Below are 17,249 nucleotides of genomic sequence, written 5' to 3'. Positions count from 1 at the left end.
GGTGCGGCCGCTAGACTATCGGGGGCCGCACCCCCCTTGCAGTAACGGAAGGACAGCCTCTTGGCAGACCAGCTGAGCGACGACGAACTGTCAGCCGCTTTGGCTGGCGACCCGTCAGGATTCAGCGCTGTCTACACCGTAATGTCCCCGGCCGTACTGGGGTACTTCCGGGCCAAGGGCGTCGACGACGCCGAGGCCCTCACCCAAGACGTGTTTGTGGACGTTCTGCCCAAACTCGAAAACGTCACCGGCGGCCGCGCCGGACTCCGGACCTTCATCTTCTCGGTCGCGCACGCACGGCTGGTTGACCACTACCGGCGCTCCGAACGGACCCCGCACCTGGCCGAATACGATCCGCTGAACGACGCGCGGCTCTCGGCTTCAGCGGAGGACGTGGCACTCGGATCGCTGGGCGGCCTGTCCCACATTCTTTCCCGGCTCAACGAGGAGCAACGGGAAGTTCTGGTCCTGCGGATTGTCGCGGACCTCTCCATCGAACAGGTGGCCGGCATCATGGGCAAAACCCCGGGTGCCATCAAACAGCTTCAGCGGCGCGGGCTCACTGCCCTGCGCGAACTGGTAACCGAAAAGGACCACGCAGCATCATGACCGGCACGCGCAACCCCCAGCAGGATGGCAGCATCCAGGCGATGCTCCGCGACTCCGGCCTTGAATCTGCCACCGAACTCCGCAGCACCCTCGAGCAGCTCCAGTCGCTGGCCGCTGAACCGGCTCCGGCGCCCCGGGCCGACCTCGCCGCCCTGCTGGCTGGCGGTTCGTCGGGCGCAGGTGCAACCGGCGCCGGGTCCGTTCCGGACACCGGCGCTGAGTCCCTCCCGGCGGGTGTGAGCAGCCTGGCTGCCCGGCGCCGTGTGAGCAAACGACGGATGGCGCTGATCGGCGGAGCCGTGGTGGGTGCCATGAGCCTCGGGGCCGGCGCGGTGGCCGCGTCCAGCCATGACTTCCGGGCCACCGTGGGCCACACGCTGGGCATCATCTTCCAGCCCGCCGCCCCGACCCGGACACCGGCGCCCGTAACATCCGCACCCTCCGAGGTCCCGGCCGTCCCGGCGCCGGTCCCGGCGGGCACATCCCCGGCCGCCACGGCCCCGGGAACCCCGGCCACCGAGGCCACAGCGCACGCGCCGAAGCAGCCGGGCGCGGCACCCACGGCACCTGCTGTCGGCCGCGGCGGGGTCCTGCCCACGCCCCCACACCGGCCTGTGACGCCGGGCGTTCCGGGCCACAACGGCCGCGGCCTGAATCCGGCACCGTTGCCGACACTGCCGGCCGTCCCGACTGCCTTCCCCACCACCAAGCCGTAGCCCGGCTGTAGTGCGGGGCCGCAGGGTCCGCCGGCAGGCCGGACGCTCAGCCAGGGCGGAGCGCCGGGCGGCGCGGGCGACCTTCGCCCGGGGCCTGGCGGCCTAGGCCAGGACCTGGCGCCGGGAGGAAATGACCCCGGTATCAAAGCCGGCCAGGTGCAGGCCCCCGTGGAAACGGGCATGCTCAATCTTCACGCAGCGGTCCATCACCACGTCCAGCCCGGCCGCTTCGGCCTCCTTCGCCACATCCTCATGCCACGAGCCGAGCTGCAGCCACAGGGTCTTGGCGCCTGCCGCGACGGCCTCGTCCAGCACCCCGGGAAGGTCGTCGTGTTTGCGGAAAACGTCCACAATGTCCGGGCTCTCGGGCAGGTCCGCAAGCGATGCGTACGTCGGTTCGCCCAGGATCTCCTTGACCACCGGGTTCACGAAATAGACCTTGTACCGGGTGGAGGACTGCAGGTACGTCGCCACGAAGTAGCTCGCGCGGGAGGGCTTGTCCGAGGCGCCCACTATGGCGATCGACTTCGCCTGGCGCAGCAGGGCCAGCCGTTCCGGGGCGGTCGGGCCGGTCCAGGTGCGGGTTGCTTCAGTCATCAGTTCGCTCCAATCGTGCATGCTTCGGCCGACAGTGCATCTGCACGCGGCTTAGACACACCGCCTCGTTCCTCGGCGGCGCGATGCGCCGCTTCCGCGGATACACCGTCGGCCGCCATGTCAGACGCCGCGTCCAGGGCCTGGTCCAGGTCCCACAGGATGTCCTCAATGTCCTCGAGGCCCACGGAGATCCGGACCAGGTCCTCCGGGACGCCGGCTGATTCGAGCTGTTCCGGGCTGAGCTGCTGGTGGGTGGTGGAGCCGGGGTGGATCACCAGGGTCCGCGAGTCGCCCACGTTGGCCAGGTGCGAAGCCAACTGCAGGGATTCGATGAATTTCCGGCCCGCGGCCCGGCCGCCCTTGACGCCGAAGGAGAACACTGAGCCCGGGCCCAGCGGCAGGTACTTCTTTGCGCGCTCGAAATGCGGGTGGGAGGGCAGCCCGGAGAAGTTCACATAAGCCACGCGCTCGTCGGCTTCCAGCCATTCGGCCACGGACTGGGCGTTCCGGAGGTGTTCATCCAGGCGCTGGGGGAGCGTCTCCACGCCCTGCAGCAACTGGAAGGCGGACTGCGGGGACAGGGCGGGGCCGATGTCGCGCAGCTGTTCGCAGCGCAGCTTGGTGAGGAAACCGTACTCGCCGAAGTTGCCCCACCAGGAGACGTTGCCGTAGGAGGGCACCGGCTCGGTCATGGTGGGGAACTTGCCGTTGCCCCAGTCGAAGCGGCCGCTCTCGACGATCACGCCGCCCAGGGTGGTGCCGTGGCCGCCGAGGAACTTCGTGGCGGAGTGGATCACAATGTCCGCCCCGTGCTCGATCGGCCGCACGAGGTACGGGGTGCTCAAGGTGGCGTCGACCACCAGCGGAATACCGGCGTCGTGCGCCACCTGCGCCAGCCCCGCCAGGTCCTGGACCTCCGACGACGGGTTGGCCACCACCTCCACGAAGATCGCCTTGGTGTTGTCCCGGACCGCCGCGGCGTAGTCTGCCGGGTCGGTGCCGGCCACGAATGTGGTGTCGACGCCGAAGCGGCGCAGCGTGACATCAAGCTGGGTCACGGTGCCGCCGTAGAGCTGGGAGGCCGCGACAATGTGGTCGCCGGCCTGGGTGAGCGCGGCAAAGGTGATGAACTCCGCGGCCATGCCCGACGACGTCGCGACCGCGCCAATGCCGCCCTCGAGGGAGGCGATACGTTCCTCGAACGCGGCCACCGTGGGGTTGCCGATGCGGGAGTAGATGTTCCCGTACTTCTGCAGCGCGAACAGGTTCGCGGCGTCCTGGGTGTCCTTGAACACGAAGGACGTGGTCTGGTAGATCGGCACTGCGCGGGCGCCGTGCTCGGCGTCGGGCGTCCCGCCGGCGTGCAGGGCGCGGGTGCGGAAACCAAAGGTGCGGTCGGCCATTACGCGTTCACCTCAATCTTGGTGACAGGAGTGGATGGGCCCACGCCCGCAGGGTTCCCTGGCCGAGCTTGCGAGGCTAGGGGGCGGGTGGGGACCAGTTCGGTGCCGTGCTTGCGGGCCAGGTCCGCCTCGAGCTCCCGGACGATCGGCAGGACATCCCGGCCGAACGCGGCCACCTCCTCCTGGAAGTGCAGGTAGCCGGTCAGGAACAGGTTCACGCCGATCTTCTTGTACGCCACGATCCGCTCCGCGATCTGCTCCGGCGTGCCGATCAGCTGGGTCTTGAAGCCGTCGTTGTACTGGACCAGGTCCTCGAAACTGGAGTCGGCCCACATGCCCTTGCCGTCCTTCGTGGACGCACCGGCTTCCTGGACCGCGGCGCGGAACCCCTCGACGGCGGCCTTGTGTGCCTTCGCGACGATCTCGCGGAGGGTGTCCCGGGCCTCCTTTTCCGAATTCCGGGCGATGACAAAGCCGTTCAGGCCGAACCTGGGTGCGGGCAGGGCACCGCCGGCGCCGCGGCGCGTTTCCGCGGCTGCGGCCACCACTCCGGCGATGTTGTCCTTGAACCCCTCCAGGTCCTTGCCGTTGGAGAAGTACCAGTCCGCCACGCGGCCGGCCGTGGCCTGCGCCGCTGTGGAATTGCCGCCGAAGAAAATCTCCGGGTGCGCGCGGCCGGGCACGTCCACCGGGGACGGCTGCAGGGTGAAATCGGTGATGTTGTAGTACTTTCCACTCTGGCTGTAGGCCTCTTCGGTCCAGAGTCCGCGCAGCACCCGAATGAATTCCTCGGTGCGGACGTAGCGCTCATCGTGTTCGAGCCATTCGAGGCCAAAGTTTTCGAACTCGGCCTTCAGCCAACCGGAGACGATGTTCACGGCGGCACGGCCGTTGGAGATGTGGTCCGCGGTGATGATGAACTTCGCCAGGACGCCGGGGTGCCACATGCCCGGGTGCACGGCCGAGATCACCTTGAGCCGTTCGGTCGCGGCGAGCAGGGCGAGGCTGAACGAGGTCGCCTCATGCTGCTTGTCCGCGCCGTAGGAGGCTGCGTAGCGCGTCTGGGTGAGGGCGTATTCAAAGCCGGAGTCCTCGGCGATCCGGGCGAGCTTCTTGTTGTAGTCGAAGTCCCAGCCGGTGCGTTGTTCGATGGTGGAGACCACCAGGCCGCCGGACACGTTCGGGACCCAGTAGGCGAACTTGAGCGGTTCGGAGAGACGGGCGACGCTGCTGATGTCAGTCATGAGGTTCCTAACTTCTGGGGTGTGGCGGGGATGCTGTTGCGGTCACGGAGGGCGGCCTGGATGCCGGCGATCGACGGTTCGTTCTGCAGCGACGTGGTGTCGCCGAGCTCGGTGCCCTCGAAGAGCTGCGTCAGCAGCCGGCGCATGATCTTGCCGCTGCGGGTCTTGGGGACATCGGGCACAACGACGACGTCTCGCGGCTTTGCGATCGGCCCGATCGCCTTCGCCACATGCGCCTTCAAATCGGCGGTGATTCCCTCCGTGAACGCTAAGCGGCGGGAGGGGATCGCTGCCGACTCGCGGAGGACCACGTATGCGACGATGGCGTGCCCGGTTTTGGCGTCGGCGACCGGGCAGACGCCGGCTTCCACCACGTCCGGGTGGGACACGAGGGCCGATTCGATTTCGATGGTGGAGAGCAGATGGCCGGAAACGTTCAGGGTGTCGTCCACCCGCCCGAGGATCCAGATGTCGCCGTCGTCGTCGTACTTGGCACCGTCTCCGGCGAGGAACCAGCCCTGCTGCGCGTACTGGCGCCAGTACGAGTCGTAGTAGCGGGCCGGATTGCCCCACACGGTCCGGGCGATCGCCGGGCCGGGGGAGTCCACCACAATAAAGCCCTGCACGCCCGGCGGAACCGTGGCGCCGGCGTCGTCGACGATCCGGGTGCTCACGCCGGGCAGCGGGCGGGCCGCGCAGCCGGGTTTGAACGAGGAGTCGGTCGGGGCGGGCGAGAGGATGGTGGCGCCGGTCTCGGACTGCCACCAGGTGTCCACCACGGGGGCGGTTCCGGCGCCGATGTTGGCCCGGAACCAGCGCCAAGCCTCGGGGTTTATCGCCTCGCCCACCGTGCCGAGGAGGCGGATCGAGGAGAGGTCGTACGTGTCCGGGACACCCTCGGGGAACCAGCCCATCAGGGACCGGACCAGGGTGGGCGCGGTGTAGTACTGCGTCACCCCGTAGCGTTCGATGATTTCAAAGTGCCGGCCCGGGTGCGGGGTGTTGGGGGTGCCCTCGAAGATCACCTGCGTGGCGCCGTTGGAGAGCGGGCCGTAGAGCTCGTAGGTATGCGCCGTAACCCAGGCCAGGTCCGCCGTGCACCAGTGGACATCCCGGTCGCGGAGGGCAGGGTCCGGGTTGCTGAAGAGGTGCTCGAAACTCCAGGACGCCTGGGTGAGGTAGCCCCCGGAGGTGTGGACCAGGCCCTTCGGCTTCCCGGTGGTCCCCGAGGTGTACATGATGAACAGCGGCGTCTCGGCGTCGAAGGCCTCGGCGGTGTGGGCATCCGACGCGGCGCCGACGGCGTCGTGCCACCAGACGTCGCGGCCCGCGGTCATCGGGACCGTGTCCAGCTCACCGGCCGGGGTGGTCCGGTTGACCACCAGGACGTGTTCGATCGCGTTCGTGCCGGCGACGGCGGCGTCCGCGTTGGCCTTAACCGGGACGGCAGCTCCCCGCCGGAACTGGCCGTCGGTGGTGACCAGCAGCTTGGCGCCGGTGTCCTCCACCCGGAACCTCAGGGCCTCCGCGGAGAACCCGCCGAAGACCAGGGAATGGATGGCACCGATGCGGGCCACTGCCAGGGTGATGATCACGGTCTCGGGGATCACGGGCAGGTAGATGACCACCCGGTCGCCCTTGGCGATGCCGAGGTCCAGCAGGGCATTGGCAGCCTTGGCCACCTCACGCTGCAACTCGGCGTACGTGACAGTGCGGCGGTCGCCGGGCTCGCCCTCAAAGAACAGGGCCACCTTGTCCCCGCGTCCCGCCGCTACATGGCGGTCGACGCAGTTGTAGGCGACGTTGAGCTTGCCGCCGTCGAACCAGCTGATCTCCGGGCCGTGGCCGGCCGCGGGATCGGCCGGGACCCGGCGGTAGGCGGTGTGCCAGGGTTTGGTTTCGCCGGCGGCCGGCTGAGCCCAGTCGAGACGGAGCGCCTGGGTTTCCCAGAACGCCACAGAATCCGGCTCGGGCGTGGCCGCCGCGCCCGCGCCCGGGACCCGGACGGGAGCGGGCAGGGTGGACGTGGTTTCAGGGGTCATGTGCAGCACTCCATCGGTCCTGGCAGTAGCACCCTCGCCGTGGCGGGGGTTGCTGCGGCTTCATAGGTCCAGGTCCCTCAGCCGCTCGGGATGGTCACTACCTACTAGAACCGAGATGCACGATTCTGCAAAATCCAGCCACACGTTGCTGTAATATTCACTGGCGCTCCTGATGTGGTATCAAAATCAGTCATTTATTCGACAATCGTGCGCGCCGGGCGCAGGAGTAGGGTTAATGCATGGTCCACGTTAACGATCCGGCAGTCATTGAGCGCCTTATGCGAACCAAGGGCACGTGGGCGGTGGTGGGCCTGACCACCAATGAATGGCGGTCGGCCTTTGAGGTCTCCTTGTACGTCCGCGACCGTATGGGCATGGACATCATCCCCGTCAACCTCCCGGGCGACGACGTCCACGGGGAAACTGGGTACCGGTCCCTGGCGGAGATCCCCGCCGCGAAACACCCGATCGACGTCGTGGACTGCTTCGTCAACTCCGGGAAGGTGGGCGCCGTCATTGATGAGGCCATCGCCATCGGCGCCAAGGCCGTCTGGCTGCAGCTGGGCGTCTTCGATGACGCCGCGGTTTCACGCGCCACGGCCGCCGGACTGGACGTCGTGGTCAACGAGTGCCCCGCCCGGCTGGGGTGGCGGATAGGCCTCTAGCGGCGCACCCAGCACCTGCCGCACGGCGCAACGGGAGTCGGTTACAAAATGTGACCGACTTTTTCCGTATTCGCCGCCTGCCGTGTGAGATGGACTCGTAACCATCCCGAGCGGCTGAGAGATCTGGCTCTGTGACGCCGCAGCAACCCCCTCATTGAGGACGGTGCTACCGCCAGGACCGATGGAGAAGGCGCCGTCTTCCGCTCGGATTTGCGGCCCACGCGGCTTGAATCCCGGAAGCAGCGCTTTCCCGGCATACGCCAGGAGACCGCATATGAGTACTGAAACCCGCCCGCAGAAAATGACCGGGAAGGTGGCCGTTGCCAGCTTCATCGGCACCACCATCGAGGGGTACGACTTCGTCCTGTACGGCCTGGCCGCAGCGACCGTCTTCGGCCCGCTGTTCTTCGCCCCGGCCGCCCCGCTCGTGGGCACCATCGCAGCCTTCGCCACCTACGCCGTCGGCTTCGTCGCGCGGCCGATCGGCGGCGTGCTGGGCGGGCACTACGGCGACAGGATCGGCCGGAAGAGCGTGCTCGTGGCGTCCCTGCTCCTGACCGGGCTCGCGACCACGGCCATCGGGCTCCTGCCCACCTACGCCCAGCTCGGCTGGGTGGCGCCGGCGCTCCTGCTCCTGCTGCGCGTGGTCCAGGGCATCGGCTACGGGGCCGAATGGGCCGGCGCGGCCCTTATGACCGTCGAGCACGCGGCGCCGAAGAAGCGCGGACTGACCTCCAGCGCCACCCAGCTGGGCCCCACCTCCGGGATGCTCCTGGCCACCGGCGTCCTGCTGGTCCTGGAAAACTCCCTGAGCGACGAGCAGTTCCTGGCGTGGGGCTGGCGCGTCCCGTTCGTCGCGAGCCTCCTGCTGGTGGCCGTGGGCCTGGTCATCCGGCTCTCGGTCGAGGACAGCCCGGAGTTCAAGCACGTCCAGACGGTCCAGACCGTCGCGGCCCGCCCCGTGGTGGAGAGCTTCAAAACCCACCCCCGCCAGATCCTGCTGACCACCGGCCTCCGCATCGCCCAGAACGCGTTCTACTACGTGTACACCGTGTTCATCCTGACGTACCTGACCCAGGTGCCCGGCACGGACCGGAACACCGGCCTGACCGCCGTCCTGGTCGCCTCCGCGCTGGGCCTTGTCACCGTGCCGCTATGGGGCGCCCTGTCCGACCGGTTCGGCCGCCGCTCGGTCTATCTCTTCGGCGCCGTGGCCAGTGCTGCGGCGATCATCCCGTTCTTCTGGCTCCTGGACACCGGCAACATCCTGCTGATCATCCTCGGCGTCGTCGTCGGCCTCAACATCGGCCACGACGCCATGTACGGCCCGCAGGCGGCGTTCTTCTCCGAGCTGTTCAGCACCCGCGTCCGGTTCAGCGGCGTCTCCATCGGCTACCAGATCGGTTCCGTGCTCGGCGGCGGCCTGGCGCCGCTGGTGGCGACGGCCCTGCTGGCGGCCGGCGGCGGAAACCCGGTCTGGGTAGTCGTTTACTTCCTGGCGGTCTCCGCGATCACCATCGTCGCGACCCTGAAATCCCCGGAAACGAAGGACCGCGCCCTCGGAGCGACCGAACTGCCGGCCGAGGCACCCGCCGCCGCCGTACCCGCAGACCGGGAACCCGCCGTCGTGCGCTGACGACAGCCGCCGCGAACCCACATTGCCTGATTCACTTTGCACGGAAAGGGGCCCTATGGCCACCGTCGATACCGCACACTCCGAGGGACGTCCAAGGCTGCTGCTGAGCGCCTTCGTTATGAACACCACCAGCCACATTATGGGCGGCCAATGGCGGCACCCGGCGGCGCAGCAGCACCGCTTCAACGAACTGGAGCTGTGGACCGGCCTGGCCCGGCAGCTGGAGGACGCCAAATTCGACGTGATGTTCTTCGCGGACGTGGTGGGGCTCTACGGCAACGACGACGGCGGCTGGGCCGGGCATTTGCGCCGCGGCATGCAGGTCCCGGCGAACGATCCCCTGATCCTCCTCGGCGCCCTCGCCGCGACCACACGCCACCTCGGCCTGGCCGCGACGTCGTCGGTGGTCCAGAGCCACCCGTTCCAGTTCGCCCGGCAGATCTCCACCCTGGACCACCTTTCCCAGGGCCGTGCGGCGTGGAACATCGTGACCAGCGCGGCCGAAAACGCCCACCGGAACTTCGGCGACGGCCTCGTCGCGCACGATGACCGCTACGCCTGGGCCGACGAATACGTGTCCGCCGCGTACAAACTGTGGGAAGGGTCCTGGGACGACGGCGCGCTGGTGCAGGACAAGGAAAACGGCATCCACGCCGATCCGGACAAGGTCCACAAGATCTACCACCGCGGCGACCGGTACTCGATCGACGGGCCGCACCTGTCCGCGCCGTCGCCGCAGCGCACGCCCGTGCTGTTCCAGGCCGGGAGCTCCGGCCGCGGGCAGCAGTTCTGCGCCGCCCACGCCGAAGCCACGTTTATGCTCTCCCCGAACCCGGCCGCCGCGGCCGAGTACACGGCCTCGGTCCGGCAGCAGGCCGTGGCCGCCGGCCGGCTCGCCGGGGACGTAAAGTTCTTCCAAGGGCTGCACTTCATCGTCGGCAGCACCGAGGCCGAAGCCGCGCGCAAGGCAGCGGACCTGGACGAGTACCTGGATTCCGGCGCGCTGATCGCCCACATCGGTGGCGGGGCCGGCGTGGACCTCGGCGGCCTGGACCTCGACACCCCGCTGGGTGAATTCCACACGGAAGGCACCCAGGGGCACCTGGACAGCCTGCGCAGGTCCGTTCCGGGCGGCAACCCGACGCTGCGGGACGTCGCGAATTTCCGCAGCCGGGCGCACCGGGTCCTCGGCACCCCGGAACAGATCGTGGACCGCCTCGAGGAGTGGCAGGACGCCGGGGTGGACGGGATCAACATCATCAACCAGCTGATTCCTGACTCCTACACCGACTTCATCGAACAGGTCCTGCCGGAGCTGCGCCGCCGCGGCCTCGCCCAGGAGGAGTACGCCGAGGGCACGCTCCGCGAAAAACTGTTCGGTACCGGGGGGAACGGCGCCGCCCTCAACGACCGGCACCCGGCCCGCAGCTACCGCGGTGCCTTCACGGCCAGCTCGGCAACGGCCGAGCAGGCCCAGACCCTGGAGGCCGCACGATGAGCGAGGCACTGACAACCCCCGGCACCTCGGCGGATACCTTTGCAGGCGCTTCTGCCGAGGCCGCATACGAGAAGCTGGCGCAGCGTTTCCGGCCCGTCTTCGCCCGCATCGCAGAGGGCGCCCTGGCCCGGGAGCAGGACCGTGTCCTGCCGTTTGAGCAGGTCCGCTGGCTGAACGCCGAGGGCTTCGGGCGGCTGCGGGTGCCGGTTGAACACGGCGGCGACGGGATCGGCTTTGAGCCGTTCTTCCGGTTGCTCATCGAATTGGCGGAAGCGGATTCCTCCGTGGCCCACCTGTACCGCTCCCACTTCGCGTTCGTCGAGACGGTCGGCCTGGAGTCGGCCGCGTTCCGGGAGCGCTGGTACCCGAAAGTGGTGGCCGGCCAGATCTTCGGGAACGCGGCCACGGAAAAGTCCGGAAACGCCCTGGGGACGACCGGGACCACACTGACGCCGCACGGCGGGGACTGGCTGCTCAACGGCCGGAAGTTCTACACCACGGGGACCATTTTTGCCGAGTGGATTGCCGTTATGGCCAGCACCGAAGGAGTGGAGGGCCGGCAGTACGCCGTAGTCAGCACCACCCAGCCGGGCGTCGAAATCCTGGACGACTGGGACGGGTTCGGCCAACAGCTCACCGGAACCGGCACCACCATCTTCCGGGACGCGCTCGTTCCTGACGCCAACATCATCCGGCGCTCCGAATCCACCACCCACGAGCCCGCCTTCTTCCAACTTGTCCTGCTCGCCGTCATGGCCGGCATCGGCCGGGCGGCGCTGGCGGACGCCCGGGCGCTGGTCCGGGACCGCAAACGCACGTTCAATACCGGCTCCGGAGAGCTCTTCCGCAGCGACCCGCTGATCCTGCAGCTCGTGGGACAGCTCTCCGCCAAGGTCTTCGCCGCCGAATCAGTGGTGCTGGCCGCAGCCCGGGAACTCGACGCCGGCGCCGATCCGGAGCTTGAGCTGACCCCGGACCAGCGCTACGTCCGCGGCGAAATCGCCGTCGAGAAAGCCCAGCTGCTGGTGCCCGAACTGGTCCAGTCCGCGGCCCAGCAGCTCTTCGACGTGACCGGAGCCTCCGCCACGTCGAGGTCGAAGTCGCTGGACCGGCACTGGCGCAACGCCCGGACGGTCGCCACCCACAACCCGGCCGTGTTCAAGGCCCGCACGGTGGGCGACTACGAGGTCAACGGCACCACTCCGGAGGGGCTGCACAGCATCGGCGATGCCCGCACGGCAGGGTCCGGCGGGTAAGGGCCGTACCCGGCGGATAGGCTCGGTGTATGGACGTAGCCACCCTCCGCGGGATCTGTCTGGGGTTTCCCGGCGCCTTTGAGGATTTCCCCTTCGGCCCCGAGACCTCGGTATTCAAGGTGCGGGCCGCGGTGTCCGGCGGCGCCCGGCATGAGGCAAAGATGTTCGCGGCCTCCACCATGGACCCGGACGAGTTCTCCGTGAGCCTCAAATGCGAGCCTGCCCTGGCCGAACAGCTGAGGGCCGCGCACCCGGAGATCACCGGCGCCTGGCACATGAACAAGACACACTGGAACGGGGTCCGGCTCGACGGATCGCTGCCGGATTCGATGGTCCGGGACATGGTGGAGGACTCCTACGACCTCGTGGTGGCCACCCTGAGCCGGCGCCAGCAGGAGCAGCTTGGCTGGGCCCGCCTCTCCCGCGGGGGCGGCGCGTGAGAGGCGAGTCCGCCGGCCGGATCGCGCGGGGAGCGCTGAACTATCCGGGCATAGGCCTCACCGAGCACGGCCAGGCTCCGGACGGGTTCCCGTGCCTGGTCTCCCGGGCCCACCTCGGCGACGGGCCGGACACCTTCCAGCGGGTGGCGCGGGGAATCCTCGCCTGGGAGCTGCAAAAACGGTCCGGGCTGCGCGTCCGTACCGAGACCGACGCCGTCGTGCCCGGAGCGCGGGTGGTGAGCGGATTCGGCGTCGGGCCCTTCCGGATCAACGCGCCATGCGAGGTCGTGTGGGTGCACCCGCCGCAACGCGGCGGCGGCCCGCAAAGCGCGGGGTTCGGGTACGGCACCCTGCCCGGCCATCCGGAGCGCGGCGAGGAAGCATTCGAGGTCGAAATCGATGCCGCCGGGCGGGTATCGCTGAGCATCACGGCCTTCAGCAGGCACGCCAACTGGTTCTACGCCGCCGGCGGCCTCCTGGCCCGGGCGGCGCAGCGGCACGTCACTTCCCGATACATTGAAGGGGCACGTCAACTCGCCGCAGGTGAAAGCTGATCAGGAGAACGTACATGCTGGACCAGACAACCCTTGACCAATTGTGGAACTTCGATGACCCCGCCGGCTCCGAATCCCGCTTCCGGGCCGCCGCAGCCGATGACCGCTACGACACCGACGAACGGGCCGAACTCGCCACCCAGCTGGGCCGGGCCATCGGCCTGCAGGGCCGGTTCGAGGAGGCCGATGCGCTCCTGGACGCCGTCGACGGGGACGAACCCACCGTCGCCGTGCGGGTCCTGCTGGAACGCGGCCGGGTGCTCAACTCCAGCGGCCACCCCCAGATGGCCGTCCCGCTGTTCGAGCAGGCTGCGGAACTCGCGGACCACCTGGGCGAGGAGTTCCTGGCCGTGGACGGGCTGCACATGCTCGCCATCGCGGACTCCGCCCACGCCGAGACGTGGACAAGAAGCGCCCTGGAGTACGCGTCCACGGTCCACGATGCCCGGACCAAACGCTGGATGGTGGCCCTGCACAACAACCTCGGCTGGACCCTGCACGACGCCGGCCGGTGCACGGAGGCGATGGTCGAATTCCAGCTCGCCGAGCAGTGGGCCGAACGGGTCGGCACGCCGCGGCAGCAGGAACTGGCCCGCGAAGCCATCGACGCCTGCTGACCCTTCCCCCGCAAGAACAAACCCCCGATGTACCCACACCGAAAGGCACAGCCGTGATCTTCATTGTCGTCAAATTCAAGGTCAAGCCCGACTGGTCTGAGCGCTGGCTCGGCCTCGTGGACGAGTTCACCCAGGCCACCCGGCAGGAACCCGGCAACCTGTGGTTCGACTGGTCCCGCAGCGTGGAGGACCCGAACGAATTCGTCCTGGTGGAGGCCTTCAAGGACGACGCCGCCGGCGACCACGTCAACAGCGCCCACTTCAAGCAGGCCATGGCCGACATGCCGCAGGCGCTGCAGGAAACGCCCCGGATCATCAGCCGGCAGTTCGACGGCGAGGGCTGGGACCGGATGGGCGAACTCACCATCTAACCTCCATCGACTGCTCCGTAACCGCCCTTTTAAGGGGTCAAAAGGGCAGTGGGCCCACGCCGTCCCGCGTTCCCTGGCCGAGCTTGCGAGGCGAGGGGGTCGGTGGGGAACAATCGATAGGCTGGCGGCATGTGGATCGGATGGATTGAATTCGACATCCTGCTGGGCGATGTCCACAGCCTCAAAGAGAAGCGCGCCGTCATCCGTCCGCTGCTGGCTGAGCTCAAGCGGCGCTTTGATGTTTCCGCGGCCGAGGTCGGCGACCACGACCAGTACCGGCGCACGCAGCTCGGCGCCGGCCTGGTCTCGGCTGACCGGGCGCACGCGGTCGAGGTGCTGGACGCCGTCGAACGCTTCGTCGCCGCCCGGCCCGAGCTCGACCTGCTCAGTGCCCGGCAGCGTGAACTCCGCAGCGACGACTAACCCCCATCGGTTGCTCCGTAACGGCCGTCTTGAGGGTCAAGAGGGCAGTTACGGGGGAACCGATGGTGGTGAGGCGGTGGCTAGCCGAAGTACTTCGGCAGGGTCGCCTCGTGGGCCTCGCGGAGGGCGTCCAGGCCCAGGGTGTCGACGCCGTTGATCTGCAGCTCGCGGCTCTCGGCATCCACAACGCCGATCCGGACGTGCGCGAACCCGCGGGCGGTGCACATGTCCTTGAACCGGATCTCCTCCGACCGCGGGACCGCGACAACAGCGCGGGCCTGCGACTCGGAGAACAGCGCGGTGAAGAGGTCCACGCCGTCGCGGTCCATCACGTCCTGGAGGGAGATGCGGGCGCCGACGCCGTAGCGCAACGAGGACTCCACGAGGGCCGCCGCGAGACCACCTTCGGAGAGGTCGTGGGCGGAGTCCACCATGCCGTCGCGGGAGGCGTTGATCAGGATTTCCCCGAGTTCACGCTCCGCGGCGAGGTCCACCTTGGGCGGCAGTCCGCCGAGGTGTCCGCGCAGGTTGGACCATTCGGAGCCGTCCAGTTCCGCCGCCGTCGTGCCCAGCAGGTAGATCGCCTGGCCGTCCTCGCGCCAGCCCGAGGGGGTGCGGCGCTCGACGTCGTCCAGCTTGCCCAGCACCGCAACCACGGGGGAGGGGTGGATCGGGACGGTGCCGGTCTGGTTGTAGAGCGAGACGTTGCCGCCGGTGACCGGGATGCCCAGCTCCATGCAGGCGTCGGAGAGGCCGCGGATGGCCTCGGCCAGCTGCCACATAACGTCCGGGTCCTCGGGCGAACCGAAGTTCAGGCAGTCGCTGACCGCCATCGGAATGGCGCCAGCGGTGGCCACGTTGCGGTACGCCTCGGCCAGGGCCAGCTGCGCGCCGTGGTACGGATCGAGGTAGGTGTAGCGGCCGTTGGCATCGGTGGCCAGGGCGACGCCGAGGCCGGTCTCCTCATCCACGCGGACCACACCGGCGTCGTCCGGGAACGACATGGCGGTGTTGCCGCCCACGTACCGGTCGTACTGGTTGGTGATCCAGGACTTCGAGCACATGTTGGGTGAGGCCACGAGTTCGGTGACCGCGGCAGCCAGCTCAGCCGGTGCTGCCGGCCGGCCGGAGTCCTGCACGGAGCCGCTGAACGAATCCTTCTGGACGGCGTCCTGCCAGTCGGGGCGGGCGAACGGGCGGTCGTACACCGGGCCGTCGTGGGCCACGGTGCGCGGATCGACGTCGACGATCACTTCGCCGTCCCAGGTGATGATGAGGCGGCCGGTGTCGGTCACCTCGCCCAGCCAGGAGTACTCCACGGCCCACTTGTCCATGACAGCCTCGAACGCGGCGATGTTCTCCGGGGTGACAACGGCCATCATGCGTTCCTGCGACTCGGACATCAGGATCTCGCCCGGGGTCAGCGTGGGGTCGCGGAGCAGCACCGAGGTCAACTCCACCTCCATGCCGCCGTCGCCGTTGGAGGCGAGCTCGGACGTCGCGCAGGAGATGCCCGCCGCGCCGAGGTCCTGGATGCCCTCCACGAGGGAACCCTTGAACAGCTCGAGGCAGCACTCGATGAGGACCTTCTCGGCGAACGGGTCACCCACCTGCACGGCGGGCCGCTTGGAGGGCTTGGTGTCGTCGAAGGACTCCGAGGCCAGCACCGACGCGCCGCCGATCCCGTCGCCGCCCGTGCGGGCACCGAACAGGACGACCTTGTTGCCCTTGCCGGAGGCGTTGGCGAGGCGGATGTCTTCGTGCCGCATGACGCCGACGGCGAGGGCGTTGACCAGCGGGTTGCCCTGGTAGACGGAGTCAAAGACCATTTCGCCGCCGATGTTCGGCAGGCCCAGGGAGTTGCCGTAGCCGCCGATGCCAGCCACGGCGCCGTGCATAACGCGGGCGGTGTCGGGGTGGTCGATCGCGCCGAAACGCAGCGGATCCATGACGGCCACGGGACGGGCGCCCATGGAGATGATGTCGCGGACGATGCCGCCGATGCCGGTCGCCGCGCCCTGGTAGGGCTCGACGAACGACGGCGAGTTGTGCGACTCGATCTTGAAGGTCACGGCCCAGCCGTCGCCGAGGTTGGTCACACCGGCGTTTTCACCGATGCCCACGAGCATGTCCTTTTTCATCTCCTCGGTCACCTTTTCGCCGAACTGGCGCAGGTGGTTTTTGGAGGACTTGTAGGAGCAGTGCTCGCTCCACATCACGGAGTACATGGCGAGCTCGGCGCCGGTCGGGCGGCGGCCCAGGACCTTGACGACCTCGTCGAACTCGTTCTGCTTCAGGCCGAGCTCGGCCCAGGGCAGTTCGGTGTCCGGCGTCCGGGCGGCGTGCTCCACGGTGTCGATGTTGAACTTCTTGGTGTTCTCCGCGGGGGCCATTGCGGGTGTCTCCGTCATTTGTTGTCTCCCACGATCTTGTTCAGGACAGAGGTGAAGAAGCCGAGTCCCTCGGTGCCGGTGCCGGTTTCCGGGCCGAACCCGGTTTCGACGGCGTGCTCGGGGTGCGGCATAAGTCCGACGACGTTCCCGGCGGCGTTGGAGATGCCGGCGATGTCGCGGCGGGAGCCGTTCGGGTTCCAGCCGACGTAGCGGAACACCACGCGGCCCTCGGCCTCCAGCGCGTCCAGGGTCTTCTCGTCGGCGATGTACTGACCGTCCTGGTTTTTCAGCGGGACCGTAATTTCCTGGCCCGGCGCGTAGTCGCGGGTCCAGTCGGTGGTGTTGTTCTCGACCCGCAGGACCTGGTCACGGCAGAGGAACTTCAAGTGGTCGTTCTTGATCATCGAGCCGGGCAGCAGGTGCGACTCGGTGAGGATCTGGAAGCCGTTGCAGATACCGAGGACCGGCAGCTTCGCGTCGGAGTTGGCGGCGTCGATGACCTTGGCCATCAGCGGCGCGAACCGGGAGATGGCCCCGGCGCGCAGGTAGTCGCCGTAGGAGAAGCCGCCGGGAATCACAACGGCGTCGACGTCGCCGAGGGTGGTGTCGGCGTGCCACAGCGCCACCGGGGTGGCGCCGGCCAGGCGTACGGCCCGGGCGGCGTCGCGGTCATCGAGGGTGCCGGGGAAGGTGACGACGCCGATCTTCGCGCCGGCGAGCTTGCGAACATCAGAGCCGTGGGCTGCTATGGCGACAGCCTCACCGATCAGGGGAAGTTCAGTCAT

The 17,249-nt window shown here is 68.4% G+C and carries 17 protein-coding genes and 2 riboswitches; of the genes, 11 read left to right on the top strand and 6 right to left on the bottom strand.

Features of this window, described 5'->3' with window-relative positions; translation table 11 throughout:
* Positions 1-60 precede the first annotated feature (60 nt).
* Positions 61-609, top strand: coding sequence for an RNA polymerase sigma factor (locus AC1DBE_RS14135; protein ID WP_476903545.1), 549 nt, complete (start codon positions 61-63; stop codon positions 607-609).
* Positions 606-1,325, top strand: coding sequence for a hypothetical protein (locus AC1DBE_RS14130; protein WP_476970919.1), 720 nt, complete (start codon positions 606-608; stop codon positions 1,323-1,325). The genes AC1DBE_RS14135 and AC1DBE_RS14130 overlap by 4 nt, the downstream gene beginning before the upstream one ends.
* Before the next feature lie 102 nt (positions 1,326-1,427).
* Here the strand turns inward: AC1DBE_RS14130 and AC1DBE_RS14125 are convergent, their stop codons facing one another.
* The 4 genes from AC1DBE_RS14125 to acs are packed head-to-tail and all read right to left on the bottom strand — an operon-like array spanning position 1,428 to position 6,611.
* Positions 1,428-1,922: a CoA-binding protein gene (locus AC1DBE_RS14125; protein ID WP_476970918.1), complete on the bottom strand. Its 495-nt coding sequence runs from the start codon at positions 1,920-1,922 to the stop codon at positions 1,428-1,430.
* A complete protein-coding gene (locus tag AC1DBE_RS14120; protein ID WP_476970917.1) occupies positions 1,922-3,325 on the bottom strand; it encodes an O-acetylhomoserine aminocarboxypropyltransferase/cysteine synthase family protein in 1,404 nt (467 codons plus the stop codon). Before AC1DBE_RS14120 ends, AC1DBE_RS14125 begins: the two co-directional genes overlap by 1 nt.
* Positions 3,325-4,569 carry a dimethylsulfone monooxygenase SfnG gene (gene sfnG / locus AC1DBE_RS14115; protein WP_476903548.1) on the bottom strand — a complete coding sequence of 415 codons (1,245 nt, stop codon included), beginning with the start codon at positions 4,567-4,569 and terminating at the stop codon, positions 3,325-3,327. Before sfnG ends, AC1DBE_RS14120 begins: the two co-directional genes overlap by 1 nt.
* A complete protein-coding gene (acs, locus tag AC1DBE_RS14110; RefSeq protein ID WP_476903549.1) occupies positions 4,566-6,611 on the bottom strand; it encodes an acetate--CoA ligase in 2,046 nt (681 codons plus the stop codon). The genes sfnG and acs overlap by 4 nt, the downstream gene beginning before the upstream one ends.
* A 7-nt stretch (positions 6,612-6,618) precedes the next feature.
* A riboswitch (SAM riboswitch) is annotated at positions 6,619-6,708 on the bottom strand.
* 142 nt (positions 6,709-6,850) lie between these two features.
* Between acs and AC1DBE_RS14105 the strand changes: the two genes are divergently transcribed.
* From AC1DBE_RS14105 to AC1DBE_RS14065, 9 genes are all read left to right on the top strand, one after another.
* Complete coding sequence (locus AC1DBE_RS14105; RefSeq protein ID WP_476880309.1) at positions 6,851-7,276, top strand: CoA-binding protein; 426 nt, start codon at positions 6,851-6,853, stop codon at positions 7,274-7,276.
* A 98-nt stretch (positions 7,277-7,374) separates the two neighbouring features.
* Positions 7,375-7,464: riboswitch (SAM riboswitch) on the top strand.
* An 86-nt stretch (positions 7,465-7,550) separates the two neighbouring features.
* Positions 7,551-8,912 (top strand): MFS transporter, encoded by a 1,362-nt coding sequence (locus AC1DBE_RS14100; RefSeq protein WP_476903550.1) that lies wholly within the window; start codon positions 7,551-7,553, stop codon positions 8,910-8,912.
* Positions 8,913-8,967: 55 nt separating this feature from the next.
* Positions 8,968-10,410, top strand: coding sequence for an LLM class flavin-dependent oxidoreductase (locus AC1DBE_RS14095; protein WP_476970916.1), 1,443 nt, complete (start codon positions 8,968-8,970; stop codon positions 10,408-10,410).
* Complete coding sequence (locus tag AC1DBE_RS14090) at positions 10,407-11,666, top strand: acyl-CoA dehydrogenase family protein (protein ID WP_476970915.1); 1,260 nt, start codon at positions 10,407-10,409, stop codon at positions 11,664-11,666. Before AC1DBE_RS14095 ends, AC1DBE_RS14090 begins: the two co-directional genes overlap by 4 nt.
* Positions 11,667-11,695: 29 nt before the next feature.
* Positions 11,696-12,106 carry an MmcQ/YjbR family DNA-binding protein gene (locus AC1DBE_RS14085; protein WP_476970914.1) on the top strand — a complete coding sequence of 137 codons (411 nt, stop codon included), beginning with the start codon at positions 11,696-11,698 and terminating at the stop codon, positions 12,104-12,106.
* The gene (locus tag AC1DBE_RS14080) at positions 12,103-12,660 is read left to right on the top strand and encodes a DUF1990 family protein (protein WP_476970913.1); all 558 of its coding nucleotides are present in this window, start codon (positions 12,103-12,105) and stop codon (positions 12,658-12,660) included. The genes AC1DBE_RS14085 and AC1DBE_RS14080 overlap by 4 nt, the downstream gene beginning before the upstream one ends.
* 14 nt (positions 12,661-12,674) lie before the next feature.
* Positions 12,675-13,277 carry a hypothetical protein gene (locus AC1DBE_RS14075; RefSeq protein WP_476970912.1) on the top strand — a complete coding sequence of 201 codons (603 nt, stop codon included), beginning with the start codon at positions 12,675-12,677 and terminating at the stop codon, positions 13,275-13,277.
* Between the two features lie 53 nt (positions 13,278-13,330).
* A complete protein-coding gene (locus AC1DBE_RS14070) occupies positions 13,331-13,648 on the top strand; it encodes a putative quinol monooxygenase (RefSeq protein ID WP_476970911.1) in 318 nt (105 codons plus the stop codon).
* A 129-nt stretch (positions 13,649-13,777) separates the two neighbouring features.
* Positions 13,778-14,071: a DUF503 domain-containing protein gene (locus tag AC1DBE_RS14065; protein WP_476970910.1), complete on the top strand. Its 294-nt coding sequence runs from the start codon at positions 13,778-13,780 to the stop codon at positions 14,069-14,071.
* Between the two features lie 80 nt (positions 14,072-14,151).
* Here the strand turns inward: AC1DBE_RS14065 and purL are convergent, their stop codons facing one another.
* Positions 14,152-16,482: a phosphoribosylformylglycinamidine synthase subunit PurL gene (gene purL / locus AC1DBE_RS14060; protein WP_476970909.1), complete on the bottom strand. Its 2,331-nt coding sequence runs from the start codon at positions 16,480-16,482 to the stop codon at positions 14,152-14,154.
* Positions 16,479-17,249, bottom strand: coding sequence for a phosphoribosylformylglycinamidine synthase subunit PurQ (gene purQ / locus AC1DBE_RS14055; RefSeq protein WP_476879779.1), 771 nt, complete (start codon positions 17,247-17,249; stop codon positions 16,479-16,481). The genes purL and purQ overlap by 4 nt, the downstream gene beginning before the upstream one ends.

The sequence above is a fragment of the Arthrobacter sp. 10T416 genome (assembly GCF_056394165.1).
The sequence above is the reverse complement of the archived record's forward strand: the minus strand, read 5'-3'. Positions and strand labels throughout refer to the sequence as shown.